Source organism: Amycolatopsis japonica (genome assembly GCF_000732925.1).
GTDB classification, from domain to species: domain Bacteria; phylum Actinomycetota; class Actinomycetes; order Mycobacteriales; family Pseudonocardiaceae; genus Amycolatopsis; species Amycolatopsis japonica.
On the sequence record NZ_CP008953.1, the window covers coordinates 4,528,042 to 4,543,148 of the forward strand.

At 69.8% G+C, this 15,107-nt stretch carries 13 protein-coding genes; 9 read left to right on the top strand and 4 right to left on the bottom strand.

All coding sequences use genetic code 11. The annotated features are described in order from the left end of the window. Nucleotides 1-85: 85 nt before the first annotated feature. Both AJAP_RS21030 and AJAP_RS21035 read left to right on the top strand, forming a co-directional pair. The gene (locus AJAP_RS21030; protein ID WP_038514403.1) at nucleotides 86-1,519 is read left to right on the top strand and encodes an aldehyde dehydrogenase family protein; all 1,434 of its coding nucleotides are present in this window, start codon (nucleotides 86-88) and stop codon (nucleotides 1,517-1,519) included. Then, nucleotides 1,516-2,187, top strand: coding sequence for a GntR family transcriptional regulator (locus AJAP_RS21035; protein WP_081975771.1), 672 nt, complete (start codon nucleotides 1,516-1,518; stop codon nucleotides 2,185-2,187). The genes AJAP_RS21030 and AJAP_RS21035 overlap by 4 nt, the downstream gene beginning before the upstream one ends. Here the strand turns inward: AJAP_RS21035 and AJAP_RS21040 are convergent. Further along, on the bottom strand, nucleotides 2,184-3,077 hold the full coding sequence (locus AJAP_RS21040; RefSeq protein WP_051972833.1) for a helix-turn-helix domain-containing protein: 894 nt from the start codon (nucleotides 3,075-3,077) through the stop codon (nucleotides 2,184-2,186). The two genes, AJAP_RS21035 and AJAP_RS21040, sit on opposite strands and share 4 nt — an antisense overlap. Before the next feature lie 118 nt (nucleotides 3,078-3,195). On the opposite strand from AJAP_RS21040, the gene AJAP_RS21045 reads away from it, so the two are divergent. Continuing rightward, nucleotides 3,196-4,095: a DUF2268 domain-containing protein gene (locus tag AJAP_RS21045; RefSeq protein WP_038514405.1), complete on the top strand. Its 900-nt coding sequence runs from the start codon at nucleotides 3,196-3,198 to the stop codon at nucleotides 4,093-4,095. Here the strand turns inward: AJAP_RS21045 and AJAP_RS44820 are convergent. After that, a complete protein-coding gene (locus tag AJAP_RS44820) occupies nucleotides 4,073-4,666 on the bottom strand; it encodes a VOC family protein (RefSeq protein ID WP_228694534.1) in 594 nt (197 codons plus the stop codon). The genes AJAP_RS21045 and AJAP_RS44820 overlap by 23 nt on opposite strands. A gap of 158 nt (nucleotides 4,667-4,824) precedes the next feature. Next, nucleotides 4,825-6,468: a choice-of-anchor A family protein gene (locus tag AJAP_RS21055; protein WP_051972537.1), complete on the bottom strand. Its 1,644-nt coding sequence runs from the start codon at nucleotides 6,466-6,468 to the stop codon at nucleotides 4,825-4,827. Nucleotides 6,469-6,644: 176 nt separating this feature from the next. Here AJAP_RS21055 and AJAP_RS21060 point away from each other — a divergent pair, with 176 nt between their 5' ends. Then, entirely contained in the window at nucleotides 6,645-7,607 is a 963-nt protein-coding gene (locus AJAP_RS21060) for a permease (protein ID WP_038514410.1), read from the top strand. After that, nucleotides 7,604-8,251 carry a TIGR03943 family putative permease subunit gene (locus tag AJAP_RS21065; RefSeq protein ID WP_038514411.1) on the top strand — a complete coding sequence of 216 codons (648 nt, stop codon included), beginning with the start codon at nucleotides 7,604-7,606 and terminating at the stop codon, nucleotides 8,249-8,251. Before AJAP_RS21060 ends, AJAP_RS21065 begins: the two co-directional genes overlap by 4 nt. Here the strand turns inward: AJAP_RS21065 and AJAP_RS21070 are convergent, their stop codons facing one another. After that, nucleotides 8,252-9,160 (bottom strand): helix-turn-helix domain-containing protein, encoded by a 909-nt coding sequence (locus AJAP_RS21070; RefSeq protein WP_038514413.1) that lies wholly within the window; start codon nucleotides 9,158-9,160, stop codon nucleotides 8,252-8,254. It lies immediately after the preceding gene. A gap of 195 nt (nucleotides 9,161-9,355) precedes the next feature. Here AJAP_RS21070 and AJAP_RS21075 point away from each other — a divergent pair, with 195 nt between their 5' ends. The 4 genes from AJAP_RS21075 (at nucleotide 9,356) to AJAP_RS21090 (ending at nucleotide 15,103) form a co-directional block, all read left to right on the top strand. Beyond that, nucleotides 9,356-11,479, top strand: a complete 2,124-nt coding sequence (locus AJAP_RS21075; protein WP_038514415.1) for a metallophosphoesterase — start codon at nucleotides 9,356-9,358, stop codon at nucleotides 11,477-11,479. A gap of 488 nt (nucleotides 11,480-11,967) precedes the next feature. Beyond that, entirely contained in the window at nucleotides 11,968-13,182 is a 1,215-nt protein-coding gene (locus tag AJAP_RS21080) for an MFS transporter (protein ID WP_038514419.1), read from the top strand. After that, the gene (locus AJAP_RS21085) at nucleotides 13,179-14,078 is read left to right on the top strand and encodes a TolB family protein (protein WP_038514423.1); all 900 of its coding nucleotides are present in this window, start codon (nucleotides 13,179-13,181) and stop codon (nucleotides 14,076-14,078) included. The genes AJAP_RS21080 and AJAP_RS21085 overlap by 4 nt, the downstream gene beginning before the upstream one ends. Then, on the top strand, nucleotides 14,075-15,103 hold the full coding sequence (locus AJAP_RS21090) for a hypothetical protein (protein WP_038514426.1): 1,029 nt from the start codon (nucleotides 14,075-14,077) through the stop codon (nucleotides 15,101-15,103). Before AJAP_RS21085 ends, AJAP_RS21090 begins: the two co-directional genes overlap by 4 nt. The last annotated feature ends 4 nt before the right edge of the window (nucleotides 15,104-15,107 follow it).

Consider the following 15,107-nt stretch of genomic DNA (forward strand, 5'->3'; position numbering starts at 1 on the left):
GACAATCGGCGTGCCCTGGCGGGCAAGACCGGAGACGTCGCGGCGCCCGATACTCGATCACACACCGGTCGAGGAGGAGCTAGCCATGGCCACACGCCTGTTCATCGACGGACAGTGGACCGCCGCGGGAGGCGGGTCCCTGCCGACGTACGATCCGGCCACCGGCCAGGTGATCGAGGAGGTCGGCACCGCGTCGGCCGCCGACGTCGACGCCGCCGTCGGTGCCGCACGGAAGGCACTGAACGACCCCGCCTGGGCGGGGCTGCTGCCGGTCCAGCGGGCCGCGCTGCTGTTCAAGCTGGCGTCGCTGGTCGACGAGCACCACGAGGAGCTGGCCGCGCTCGAAACCCGCGACCAGGGCCAGCCGATCGGGATCTCCCGCCAGGTCAGCGTCACCGGCGCGGCCGAGCACCTGCGGTACTTCGCGGGCTGGGTCACCAAGATCCAGGGCACCACGAACCCGGTGTCCTTCCCGGACACGCTGCACTACACCCGGCGCGAACCGGTCGGCGTGAACGCGCTGATCACGCCGTGGAACTTCCCGCTGATGATCCTCGTGTGGAAGCTCGCGCCCGCGCTGGCCACCGGCAACACCGTGGTGATCAAGCCCAGCGAGGTCACGCCGCTGACCAGCATCCGGCTGGTCGAGCTCGTGCACGAGGCCGGGTTCCCGCCCGGCGTGGTCAACCTGGTCACCGGCGACGGCGCGGTGGGCGCGCTCCTGAGCAGGCACGACGACGTCGACCACCTGTCCTACACCGGGTCGACCGCGGTCGGGAAGCTGATCACGGCGGCCAGCGCCGAGTCGAACCTCAAGCGGCTCACCCTCGAACTCGGCGGCAAGGCGCCCAGCATCATCTCGGGCGACGCCGACATCGACGCCGCCGTCGCCGGCAACCTCGCGGGCGCGACACTGAACAGCGGTCAGGTCTGTGCCGCGTACACCCGCTTCTTCGTGGACCGCAAGCGTGAACAGGAGTTCGTCGCGAAACTGGCCGCCGGGCTCGAGGGCCTCAAGCTCGGTCCAGGGCTGGACGAGTCGACGCAGCTCGGGCCCCTCGTGTCCGCCAAGCATCGCGAGCACGTGGACTTCCTCGTGTCGACCGGCAGTGAGCAGGGCGCGGAGCTGGTCACCGGCGGCAAACCCGTCGACCGCGACGGTTACTTCTACACTCCGACGCTGTTCGCCGGCGTGGCCGACGACATGACGATCATGCGCGAGGAGATCTTCGGCCCGGTCCTCGCCGTGACCGCCTACGACGATCCGGACGAGTTGCTGGCGCGGGCGAACGACACCGAATACGGGCTCGCGGCCACCGTGTGGACTCGCGACCTGGGCGTCGCGCAGCGATTCGCCAACGGCATCCGCGCGGGCGCGGTGTTCGTCAACATGCCGCCGATCCCCGACATGGCCGCGCCGTGGGGCGGGTACAAGGCGTCGGGCTGGGGCCGCGAGATGGGGCCGTGGGCGATCGACGCGTACACCGAGATCAAATCAGTCTGGCTGCACTACTCGTGACCGCGGGCGACGCGGTGAACTCGACCGCGATGAGCAAGTCGCAGATCGCCTATCACTGGATCAAGGCGAGGATCGACGACGGCACCTTCTCCCCCGGCTACCGCCTCGTGTTCGGGCAGATCGCGCAGGAGCTCGGCGTCAGCACCGTGCCCGTGCGCGAGGCGGTGCGGCGGCTGGAGGCCGAGGGGCTGGTGACCTACGAGCACAACATCGGCGCGCAGGTCGCGATGGCCGACGAGAGCGACTACCAGCACACCATGCAGACGCTCGCGCTGGTCGAGGGGTACGCCGCCGCGCTGGCGGCGCCCTCCCTCCCCGATGAGGCGCTCGACCAGGCCAAGGGACTCAACGCGGAGCTGACGGCGTGTCTCGACAACTTCGAGCCGTCGCGGTTCACCGCGCTGAACCGCGACTTCCACCGTGTCCTGTTCGGCACCTGTCCCAATCCGCAGGTGCTCGATCTGGTCAACCGCGGCTGGAACCGGCTGGCGGGGCTGCGCACGTCGACGTTCAGTTTCGTCCCCGGCCGCGCGCACGAATCCGTGCAGGAGCACCAGAAGATCCTCGACCTGTTCGACCGGAACGCGCCGGCCGGGGAAATCGAACTGGCCGTGCGCGAGCACCGGTTGACCACTTTGGAGACCTTCCTGGCCTGGCGGCATCCCTAGACAGGGACCGTCTCCGGTGGCGGGAAGGCGTAGAAACGCACGGAAAGTTCCTTCTCGCCCTGCACAGGGCGGCGACGGCGATGGCAGTACCGCGTGATCAGCTCGCGGTATTCCGCGTCCAGTTCCCGGAATTCCGCCTCGGTCAGCCGTGCCGAAGTCCGCTGCGCCGTCGCCCACGGACCGAACTCGTCGCGGTGCTCCGCCGCCCAGGACAGCAAAGCGACCTCGTTCGCGTACTTGGCGTCGAGGAACGCGGTGACCCGTTCCCGATCCGCGCCGTCGTAGTCGTCCGGCTTCGGCTCGCGCAAGTCCTGCGGGATCGAGAGCCAGTTCCCTTTCCGGTCGCGGCGCACGAAACCGTTGTCTTGCAAGGTTTTCAGACACTCGTCGACTTCGGCGCGCGCCAGCCCGGTCCGGCGCGCGACGTCCTCCTCGGCGGCGGGAAGCGCGCGCGTCACCAGGTGGTAGCGCGGGTCCTCGCGCATCGTGATGTCGTTCAGGTTCACCGATCGCTTCGGCAGCGCGTCGCCCAACAGCCGCCGCGCGGCGAAGGCCAGCACCACGGCGACCGGGATCTCGACGAAGACGGCGAGCGCGACACTGGTCCACCGTTCGGACGACGTCCAGCCCAGCATGACGTCGAACCACGCGTCGCAGCACAACATCGCGGCCGTCGCCGACAGCAGCGGCACGGCCGCCCGCCGCCGGCGCATCCCCAGCCACGCTCCCGCCGCGAAGCAGAGCAGGAGCGCGACGTCGAATCCGACCCAGGCCGCGCGCCACTGCCCGGTGTCGTACCGGTCGGGCAGGGTGTGCGCGAGGTAGACGGTCCAGGGCACGAGCAGGCTCGCCGCACCGGCGAGCACCGTCAGGAGCATCCGTCGGATCATGATCACGACGTTAGAAGCGGGCGCCGGCGGGGACATCCGGGCTTTCCCCTGGTCCGTTCTCAGGGTCCGACTCACAACGCTTGAGTCTCCACCCACTGGAGCCTTTACCGTCGTTCCCATGACGATCACCGTTCTCGACACCTACCCCGCCATGCGCGAGATCCTGCGCGCACCTCGGGCGGACCGCGCGGCACTGTTCAAGGCGATGGTCGAGCCCGCCGCCGGGATGTACCGCTACTTCCCCGGCGACGTCGACCTCGTGGCGATGCACGCGATGAGCTCCGGATTCCCTCTCGACCGCGACGAGGATCGCTGTCTGGAGGCTCTCCAAGCCCTGCACGAAGCGGACGCCTGGGACCGCATCCAACGAGCCCTCGACGACGCCGTCACCGCCCAGCTCGCCGCGACGCCCGGGCTGGCGATCCCGGACATCACCGTGCTCACCGTGCTGGGTGATCCCGGCGACCGGCACTTCATGGGCCCGAACCTGGGGATGTCGGCCAACGGCAGCGTGTCCGGCTACATCTACCTCAATTTCTGGCCGTATCCGGAGAATCTGGCGAGGCTGCAGGCCACCGCCGTCCACGAGCTCAACCACAACCTGCGCTACAGCCCCGGTGGGGTGATCTGGGATCCGGCGACAGTCACGGTCGGCGAGCAGATCGTGTCCGAAGGCCTCGCCGACGCGTTCGCCCGCCAGTTGTACGGCGACGAACTCGGCTACGCCCGCATCGGCGTGCCGCATCTGGGTGACGACGCGGTATTCGAGAAGGTCGTCTCCGGCCTGGAGATCACCGGTATGCAGAACTTCGCGGCCTGGGTGCACGGCGACGAGACGGCCGCCCGCTACGGCGGCACTCCCGTCGGCCTGCCGACCGGCGCCGGATACGCGGTCGGCAACCGGCTCGTCGACGCCTACCTGGCCGCGACCGGCCGGACCGCCGCGGAGGCCCTGCTGGTGGACCGCCGCGACGTCATCGACACCGCGATGAAGGTCATCCGAGTCCCTCAGGGGTGACCAGGCAGAACGGATGTCCGATCGGATCGGCGTACACGCGGTAGCCGATGGGTTTGTCCGAGCCGTCGAGGAGGTGCCCGCCGAGGGCGAGTACCTCTCGCTCCGCTTCGTCCAGGTCGGTGACGAGCAGATCCAGGTGCAGTTGCTGCGCGGGGTCGCCCCTCTTCCAGTCCGGCCGGACGAAGTGATCGGTGCGGTGCAGGGCGAGCTCGGGCTGGTCACCGCCCAGTGTGATCCTGACGTGATCGGGGCCGCTCCCGGTCCGGGGCACGCCCAACAGGGCTTCGTAGAACGGAGCCAGGGCCTGTGGATCGGGGCAGTCCACCACGACGACGGCGAGTTTCGGGCGTGGCCGGAACAAGAGGTCGAGGTGGTAGTCGACGGTGGCCAGCACCTCGGCTGCCTGCCGCTCGTCCACACCGGCCGGTGCGCGCAGGAGATTCACCATGCTCCACAGGAGATGCGCCTCCCGTGCCGGATCACGGTTCGCGGCGATGTCGCCCGCTTCCCGGGCGGCCCGCAATGATCCGGTCACGTCCTCGATTCCGGCCTCGGCCAGGTGGGTGCGCACGAGTTCTCTGGGAGACGTCCCGGGGCGTGAATGCACCGAGGCCGGCCGGCGCACTCGTTCTCGTCGGGCTTCATCGGGCAACGGCTCCTCCTCGATTTCCTGCGGGCCCACGATGGCACAGGTCCGCAGTGGATCGAGCCTTCCGAGTGGCCGGAGTATCAGGACTCGCGGCGCCTCGACCGGATCGTGAGCGCCACCAGCGCGCCACCGACCAGCAGCAGGAAGAGGCCCGACACCAGCAGACCTCGGATCTCGCTGCCGGTCGAGGCCAACGGGCCGCTGTCGGACGGTCCGCCGCCCGGCGTGGTCGCTCCCGGCTGCCCCGGTGTCGCGGAAGTGGTCACCCCGGGAGCCGGGGACGTGCTCGAGGAGCTGCTGGTAGTGGTCGGCGAACTGCTACTCGAAGTGGCACTGGACGAACTGGTGGCGCTGCTCGAAGTAGCGCTCGACGACGTGGCACTGGATGACGTCGGGCTCGATGAAGTCGCGCTGGACGAAGAGCTGCTCGACGTCGGGCTGGTCGACGTGCTGCTCGTCCGACTCGACGAGGTGGTCGACGTCGGTGTGGTCGAAGTGGACGTGGCCGACGTCGAGGAGCTGGACGTCGAGGTGGACGTGGTCGAGGTCGGCGAGCTGGTCGTGGTCGTCGTCGAAGTCGGGCTCGTCGAGGTGGAGCTGCTGCTCGTCGTGGCCGAGCTCGACGAAGACGAAGACGAAGAAGAGGACGAGCTGCTCGGCGTAGTGGTCGGCGTGCTGCCGCATTCCGGCAGATCACCGTCGAACGGGTAGGCGTGGAACTCCTGCCCGCCACCACCGGTCGCTTCGGAGCTGTGCACCAGCGAGCCCGTGGTGAAGAACCGGCCGTTCATCCCGGACGCGGTGACGGTCGCGGTACTCCCGGGTTCGCCGATCAGCACACTTCCCTGGAACTGGGCGCCACCGGCGATCTTCACCTGGGTGGCGTCCGGGAAGTTCCACAGCAGCCGCTCGCGCAGTTTGTTGAGCGGGTCCTGATCGTTCAGGTCACCGGTGTAGGTGTTGATCGTGCGGGCCGCTCCCACCATGTTGACCAGGATCGTCGCCCCGGCCGGGATGCCCTCGAACTCGATTCCCTGCATGCCGCCGGTGGCGCCGGTCAGGTCGAAGTCCACGGTGAACACCTGCAGCGCGGAGTTACCGTCCCCGGTGAACAGGGTGCGATAGCCCTGGTTGACCGCCGTGCCGGTGGCCGGCCGCGGTGTGGCGCCGTCCCGCGCGTAGCACTTGCTCGCCACTCGCAGATCCTCGCGCAGGCTCAAATAAGGCTTCGCCGCGTCGGGGTCCTTCTCGAGTTTCCCGGTCACCGTCCCGGTGACGGTTCCCGCGTGCCGGACGACCCCGCCGTCGGCGAGCAGCCGCTGGTCGGCCGCGACGCTGACGTTTCCGCCGGTGGTCAGGAAGTCGGCGCCGTCGGGCGGCGGAACACGTGATCCCACGCCGGCGATGCCGACGTTGTAGACGGACGACGCGCCCGCTCGTTTCGCCATGTCGAAATCGCCGAGGACGACGACCCGTCCTTCGGCTTCGGCCGCCGCTTCCCGTACCTGGAATTCGCCGCCGACATAGACGTTGATGCCGTTGTCCCGGCCCGCGTAGTCCTTGTTGTTCACCGGCGGGTATTTACCCGGGCAGGCCGGACCGACGCACGGTCCCAGCCCGCCCGGCAAAGGGGCGGCGGCCGCGCCGTCGGTGACCACGAGAGCCGCCACGCACACCGCAGCGGCGGCACCGGCGGAAAGAGAGGCGAATCGCCTTGCACGCATGCGGCGATTCTTGTGCCCACCGGCCGGGTGAACACAATCGGAATCCGGAAATACCCCCGACCGGGCGAGGCGGGTGACCCGGCCCATTCGTGGCCGTCCAGCGTTATCCAGACAACGAAATTCCAGGTGGACCGCGAAATCCCTAAAGTCGTGAGCGTCGATGGGAGGTTCGCCACATGACGGACACCGGAGTGCGCTCGCGCATCGGTTCGGTGGAAGTGCTCGCGGGCTTTCTCGTGCTGATTCTGCTCGCGCGGGGTCTGCTCGGCGACGTCCTCGGGGCGCCGATCGTGCAGACCTGGACGACGGTCTTCGTTTCGATCGTGCTCCAGGCCGTTCCGTTCCTCGTCTTCGGCGTGACCCTTTCCGCCGCCATCGCGGTCTTCGTGCCGCGGGAATTCTTCGCGAAAGCCCTGCCGAAACATCCGGCCCTCGCGGTACCGGCCGCCGCGGCGACCGGAATGGTGCTACCGGGCTGCGAATGCGGTTCGGTCCCGGTCGCCGGCGCCCTGGTGCGCAAAGGGGTCACCCCGGCCGCGGCGCTCGCGTTCCTGCTCGCGGCTCCCGCCCTCAACCCGGTCGTGCTGGCCGCGACGGCGATAGCGTTCCCTGATCGGCCGTCGATGGTCTTCGCCAGGGCGGCGGCCGGGCTCGCCGCTTCGGTCGTGATGGGCTGGCTGTGGCTCGGCCTCGGCCGGACGGAATGGATCAAACTGCCCGAACACGCCCACGGTGACACGCGCTGGCGGGCGTTCGCGGGCGCCGCGGGCCACGACCTGGTGCACGCGGGCGGCTTCCTCGTCGTCGGGGCCATGGCGGCCGCGACACTCAACGTCCTGATCCCGGGCCGCTGGCTCCAGGCCGTCGCGGACGATCCGGTGCTCGGTGTCCTCGCGCTGTCGCTGCTGGCGGTCCTGTTGTCGATCTGCAGTGAGGCGGACGCCTTCGTCGCCGCCTCGCTGACCCAGTTCTCCCTCACCGCCCGTCTGGCGTTCCTGGTGGTCGGGCCGATGGTCGACCTGAAACTGTTCGCCATGCAGGCCGGCACCTTCGGCAGGCGGTTCGCCGCGCGGTTCGCGCCAGCCACGTTCGTGGTCGCGCTCGCCTGCGCGGCCGTGACCGGGACGGTGCTCTGGTGAACCGGACCGCCGCGACCGTCGTGCTGCTCCTGCTGGGCGCGGCGGTGCTCAAGGTCTGCCTGACCGGCCAGTACCTCCGCTATGTCAAGGAAGGGCTCTGGCCGTTCCTGCTCGCGTCGGGCCTCCTGGTCCTGGTGCTCGCGGCCACGAACCGCCATCGTCACCCGAAAGTGGGGTGGCTGCTCCCGCTTCCGGTGCTCGCCCTGCTGCTGGTCGCCCCGCAACCGCTCGGCAGTTACGCGGCGGGAAACGCGGGTATGGCGCTGACGCGCTCCGACGAATACCCGCCACTCCCCGACGGCGACCCGGTGAAGGTGACCGTCCTGGACTACGCGTCGCGCGCGGTGTTCGACGAGGGCCGTTCCCTCGGTGCGAGGCGGGTCGTGCTCACCGGCTTCACCGCCACCGGCGCGGAAGGCGCGGCACTGCTCGTCCGGATGATCCTGACCTGCTGCGCCGCCGACGAGCGACCGGTCAAGGTCGTGCTGGACGGTCGCGTCCCGAGCGAACCCGACACCTGGATCGAGGTCACCGGCACGTTCCGGCCGGGGTCCGTGGTGGACGAGGTCAACGGCGAACGCATCCCGTTCCTGAAGGTCGAAAGCGCCACGCCGGTCCCCGCGCCCGAACGGCCTTACGAATAGTCAGGTCCAGCTCCACTGGATGCCGTACTGGCCGGGCTGTGGATCGAGGGTGATGAACTGGAAGGTGCTGGTGTCCCGGTCGAACGTCGCCTCGGACCGTTCCTCGGGTGGCAGGACACCGCGCGGCCGGAAGAAACCGGCGCAGCGCCGCGGCAACCGGCCGGGATCGAAGCTGACCTGCACCGCGACGTCCCGCGCCGGCCGGTAGAGCGCGACCTGCACGTGCCGTTTGCCCTGGCCCGGCGGATAGCGCACGCCGAACTCGACGACGGCGAGCTCGCCTGCCGCCAAGGTGCGGTCGAGGGCGAACTCGAACACACAGGTGGACGACGGGACGTCCGCGCGGAACCGCGCCGGTCGGCAGCCGTCGGTGAACAGCACGGACGGCGGCTGGGTGATGCTGGTACACCGGTTCACGAAGACGAACCGCGAGGTGCCGTCCCGATCGGCGCGGATCAGCCGCCGGACCCGGACCGATTCCTGGTTGCCGTCGCCGTCGACGCGGTAGGTGAGGTACTGGGAAAGCCGGTGCGGGGTGTCGAGCTCGTCCGGTGTCACGTCCATTTTGGACAGTGCGCGCACCACCTCCTCCGGCCGCCGCCACACCTGGTCGTAGCTCAGGGCGTGTCCGGTGCGGACGGTCCAGCGCCCACGAGGACGACGCGGGCCGAGCAATCCGGTCAGCGTTTCCGGCGACTGACCGAGAATGACCTCCAGCGCGGTCACCGCGGCGAGGGAACTCGCCCGTTCCGGCCGATTCTCGCCATTCTGCCAATAGCTGAGCGCGCTGACGCTGACCGGCGTCTCGTGATCGCGCAACCGGCGGCTGATCTCACTGAGACTCAGCCCGCTGCGTTCGATCGCGGCGCGCAGTGCGGCACCGAATTCCGCCGGAGCGAGACTCGTCATGAAGGCGCAGCGTACCGTCCGAAACGCCCGACTTTCGTCGGGTGAACGGGCGCCGTTCAGAGTTATCCAGCCTCGCCACGACTTTTCGTTGACGCTCCCCGGGCCGCGATTAGGGTCGGAATCGTCGGAAGAATCCCCCGAATCCCCGACGACTCGCACGTCCTCCCGCCGATGACCGAAGAGGATGATTTTCGCATGCGCTCAACCACGAAACGATGGCGCCGTCGCACGCTCGCCGTCGCGACCTCCACGCTGGCGGCCGGGGCCTTCCTGGTCGCCGCGCATCCCCAGGCAGGCGGGGCCGCTCCGCCCGCCGTGCCCGAAGTGGCCGATCAGGTTCCACAACTGACCGAAGCGGGCGTGACCGGCGGCCCCGCGTCGGTATCCGGTGGCGGCACGTCCACTTCGGCCGACCGGTCCGTCTGCGCGCCCGGCGCACACTGGCTACGCGTCCGGTTCACGGAGCTTTCGTTGCGTGGCAACGACTCCGTGACCCTGACCGGCAGCAGTGCGGGCTCGTACACGCTCACCTCGCGTCACTGGCCGGGCAAGGCGTTCCACACCCGCGCGTTCGAAGGCGACTGTGTGCGGGTGTCGGCGGCACTGTCCGATCCCGCCAGCCGCTTCGCCATCGACGCCTACCAGGCGGGCGACCGGCCGCTCGCCGCGGCGACGACCACGGTGGCCGCCGTCGGCGACGTCTGCGGGTCTTCGTGCAACCAGACCGCGCCGCTGATCAAGAACATGAACCCGCAGGCGCTGATCCTGGCCGGGGACAACGCGTACAGTTCGGGCACGCTGTCGGAATACAAGAACAACTACGACCCCTACTACGGGCAGTTCAAAGCGATCACCTATCCGACGCCGGGCAACCACGAATACAACACGTCCGGCGCCTCCGGGTACTTCGATTACTTCGGCGCGCGAGCCGGTGAACGCGGCAAGGGCTACTACAGCTTCGACGTCGGGGACTGGCATTTCGTGGCGCTCAACTCCAACATCACCCGCAGCACCGGTTCGGCGCAGGAGACCTGGCTGAAGAACGACCTGGCGGCGAGCACCAAACCCTGCACGGCCGCGTTCTTCCACCACCCGCGCTTCAGCCGCGGCACACACGGCGACGACTCGTCGGTCACGCCGTTCTTCCAGGCGCTCTACAACGCGAAGGCCGATCTCATCGTCGTCGGCCACGACCACAACTATCAGCGCTACGCACCGTCCCGGCCGGACGGCACCCGCGACGACGCGAACGGCGTCCGCGAACTGCTGATCGGAACCGGTGGCCGGGGTTACTACAACTTCGACCAGTCCTCGGCCGCCGTGCAGGAGGCCGGCAACACCAACACCTTCGGCGTCGGGAAGCTGACGCTGAGCGCGACCGACTACCGCAGCGACTTCGTGCCGGTGTCGGGCCGCACCTTCACCGACACCGCGACCGGCAAATGCAAAAAGGCCGTCTCCTCCCCCGCCTTCTCCGTGGGCACCACCCCGTCGTCGGTGTCGGTGAAACCGGGCGGGACGGCGTCGGTGACGGTGAACGTCGGCAGCACCGGCGGCTTCACCGCGGCGACCGCGCTTTCGGTCTCCGGCCTGCCCTCGGGCGTGACCGGGACGATCTCCCCCTCGTCGGTCACCCCGCCCGCGAACGGCACGGCGACCGCGACGCTGACCTTGTCCGCTTCGGACACCGCGTCCGGATCGGCGGCCGCCACGGTCACCGGGACCTCGGGTTCCACGACGCAGACGGCGAAGGTCACGGTGAGCGTCGGTACAGCGGGTGGTGAGGCGTTCGCCGACGACTTCGAGACCGACAAGGGCTGGCGGCTCAACGCGGCCGGCTCCGACACCGCGACGGCGGGCAAGTGGGAACGAGGCGACCCCGAACAGACCACCTCGACCTACAGCAACCAGATCAAGCAGCGCGGCGACACCACCAGCGGCGTGAACTGCCTGGTCACCGGGCGGCTGGCCGGGTCGGAGTACGGCGTCAACGACCTCGACGGCGGGGCGTCGTCGATGGCCTCACCGGCGTTCACGGTGCCCGCGGGCGGGAAACTGACGTTCTCCTACACCTTCGCGCACGGCGACAACGCGACGTCGGCGGACTACCTGCGGATCCGCGTCCTCGACGGGACCACGCCGACGACGGTGTTCGAGAAGACCGGGTCCGCGACCGAGGTGGCCGGGGTCTGGCAGAACGCGACGGCGGACCTGTCGTCGTTCGCCGGCCGTAGCGTGCGCCTGCTGGTCGAAGCCGCCGACGCGAGCACCGCGTCGCTGTGGGAGTCCGCGGTCGACGACATCCGCGTCACCGCGTAGCGCCATGCGGCTGCAACTCGCGCCGTAAGGCCGTGCCGAAGGCGGGTCGTGCGTGTTCGCGAGCGAGGCCTCAGCCGGGGTGAAAGCTCCCTTCGCCGCGTTCGACGCGGCCAAGGGAGCCTTCGGCCCGGGGTCGTGACGTTCTATTGAGGCATAAGGCAAATGTGGCGCGTTGCGCCGCCCAAGGCCCTTGGTGTCCACAGTGGTCAGTCGTGAGTGCTAAAGAGGGCTAGAACGACAATCGCCACTCACGACCCCCGGCCAACACTGCGCAAAGTGCTCGAATCGGACGCTTTGATCTCGAAATGCGTCCTTTTTGGACAGTTCAAGGGTGTGCTAGGTCGCGGTGGCGAGCCGACTCGCACGGCCGACTCCATCACGCCACCTTGACTTACCTCTCAACAATCCTCTTTGTCGCTCACGACCCCCGATCTCCTGCGGTGAAAGTCCCTTCAGCCACTCACGACAGCAGCGCCGGGAAGGCCGCCATGTACGTCTCCTCCATCCGCTCCGCCGACCCCGCCCGGCCCGCGAGCCGTTCGAAGCACGCGGTCCAGGGCACGGTCATCGGGCTGGGCGTGGTCAGCCTGATCACCGACCTGTCCGCCGAGATGGTCACCGCCGTCCTCCCGCTCTACCTCGTGTACGGCCTCGGCGTCGGATTCCTGCAGCTGGGCGCGATCGACGGGCTGTACACGGGGGCGACGGCGTTGCTGCGGCTGGCGGGCGGCTATTTCGCCGACCGTCTTGGCCGTCCGAAGGCCGTGGCCCTGGTGGGTTACGGCCTCTCGGCGGCGACCAAACTCGCCTTCCCGGCCGCCGGGTCGTCGCTCGGCGCGATCGGCCTGGTGATCGGCGCGGACCGGGCGGGCAAGGGCATCCGCACCGCGCCGCGGGACGCGATGATCACCCTCGCCACCCCTGCCGACGGCCTGGGCCGCGCGTTCGGTGTCCATCGCGCCATGGACACCGCCGGCGCGCTGCTCGGGCCGCTCGCCGCCTTCGGCCTGCTGACCGTGCTCGTCGGCGACTACCCGGCGGTGTTCGGGGTGAGCTTCTGCTTCGCCGTGATCGCGGTGATCGTGCTGGCGGTGTTCGTCCGTGCTCCCGCCGGGGCCGTCGAGCGGTCGCGGGTCCGGTTGCGCGCCGGATTCGCCCTGCTTCGCGAGCCGGGACTCCGCGGAACCTGTCTGGCCGCGGCGCTTCTCGGTGTGTGCACGGTCGGCGACATGTTCCTGTTCGTCGGCGTGCAGCGGTCCGCGGGGCTGCCGCCCGGGGCACTGCCCCTGCTGCCGCTGGCGACGGCGCTGACGTTCATGGCGCTGGCGTCGCCGATCGGACGGCTCGCGGACCGGCTCGGCCAGTGGAAGGTGTTCCTGGCCGGGCACGTCGTGTTGCTCGCCGCGTATGTCGTCCTGGCCGCTTCGGCGACCGGCTGGCTCGTCGCGGTGGTCGTCCTGGCGGCACACGGCGTGTTCTACGCGTGCACGGACGGCGTGCTGATGGCGCACGCGGCGCCGCACGTGCCGGAATCGTTGCGGGCCACCGGTCTCGCGTTCGTCCAAACCGGACAGGCGCTGGCCAGGGCCGCCGGCGCGGTGCTGTTCGGCGTGCTCGCGGCAGGAATGGCGCTGGGGCCCGCGTTCGCGGTGTTCGCCGTGGCGCTGCTGGTGTCGGTACTGGCCGGATCGAGGATGGCATGAGGCGGATCTGGGCTGGCGTCGCGGCGCTCGTGGTCACGGTGGTGGCCGGGGCGGTGTTCGTCGGGCTGCGCACCGGCGACGCGGTGGCGGAACAGCGGCTGGACCTCGCGCACGGCGGGCTGCTGTACGTCGACGAGTCGGGCCGCGTCCGGCAGGACGAGCGCGTCGGCCCGTCCTGCCAGCGCGTGGACGTCGCCGCGGGCACCCTGGCATGCCTGCGCGCGACGGCGGTGCCCGACCAGGCCGAACTGGTCGTCACGAAACCGGGGGCCGAGCCGCGACAGATCTCCGAATGGGGAACGCCGTCGCGGGTCAGGGTGTCGCCGTCCGGGCGGCTGGTGGGCTGGACGGTGTTCCGCGCCGGGGACTCGTATCTGGGCGGGGTGGGCACGTTCTCCACCACCGCCGGGATCTACGACCTCGACACCGGGAACCATTACGGCTCACTGGAGGACTTCGCGCTCACCGTCGACGGAAAGCCTTACCCCGCCAAGGATCTGAACTACTGGGGCGTGACCTTCGCCCGCGACGATCTGACCTTCTACGCCACGGCCCGGTCCGCGGGCGGCACCTGGCTGGTCCGCGGCGACCTCCGCGGCCGCACGCTGACCACGGTGCGGCAGAACGTCGAATGCCCCTCCCTCTCGCCGGACGGCACGCGCGTCGCCTACAAGTTCCGTGACGGCGACCGCTGGCGGCTGCACGTGCTGTCCCTTGTGGACGGACGTGACGTCCCGCTCGCGGACCCGGCGCATCTCGACGATCAGGCGCAGTGGCTGGACGACAAGACCGTCGCCTACGGGCGGGACAAGGCGATCTACTCCGTCCCCGCCGACGGCACCGGCGCGCCCACGCTCCTCCGCGCGAACGCCTCCTCCCCCGCGGTGGTGCGGTGATCCCCCGTGACTGCACCCCGATCGGCCTGGCGCTGGCGGCGGTGGCGGCCGTCGTGGTCGTGGTCCTGCCCGCACCGGTCCCGGCCGTCAAGGCTCCGGTCTCCACGTCGGTCACCGATGTGTGGCCGGGCGCGCGGATCGCCGCGAACACCGTCACCGGTTCGCCCTACACGCCCCTGGCGTACCTGGATCCCGGGACCTCCGCCGGTATCACCCGCGCGAGCGATTCGCTCAGGCTGACGCTGGGAGAACGGGTACTCCGCGAAGTCCCGTTGTCGGGCTCGCCCCGCTTCGTTCTCGCCACTTCCCCGGACTCGCTGGTGTGGCTGGAACTGTCCGACATCACCGGGACGGGCGCCTTGTGGCGCTCCGGGCCACGCGGGGAGAGCCCCGTCCTGGTCACCGCCGACACCGGGCGGGTGGTCCTTCTGGACTCCCAGTACGACCTCGTCGTGCACGAAGGCCGAGCGTCCTGGGCCGCCGTGCGGGGCGACGCCACCGAAGTGCGGACGGTCGCGTTGTCCGGCGGCCCGGTGACCACCGCCCCGCTGCCCGGCGACTTCGCGCTCAGCGCCTGGCCGTTCGCGACGTCGGCCGCCGTCGAGCAGGCGGGACCGTCGGAGCTGGTGGACCTGCGCGACGGCCGGGTCTCGCGGGTCGGCGGGCAGAACGTCGAACTGGTCGACTGCACGCCGTCCTGGTGCCGGGTGCAGGTCCTGCGCCAGAGCGGGACGGCGCGGTTCGACCTGATGAAACCCGACGGCTCCGACCGGAGACGGGTCGGCGGGAAGGGGATCCGGCCCGCGTTCGGCGACGTCGTCGTGCTCGACCGGTACGCGGTCGTGGTCGACGACGATCGCGGTGTGCTCGCCCTCTACGACACCGCCACCGGCCGGATGGCCGACCTGGCCGCGGAGTTCGGCACCGTGCTGGCGCGGGGGCCGTACGTGTGGTGGTCGGTGGGCGGGAACGAGGCGCTCACCTGGCGGGTACTGGACCTGCGCACGCTCGAGGCATCTGTTTGACTGC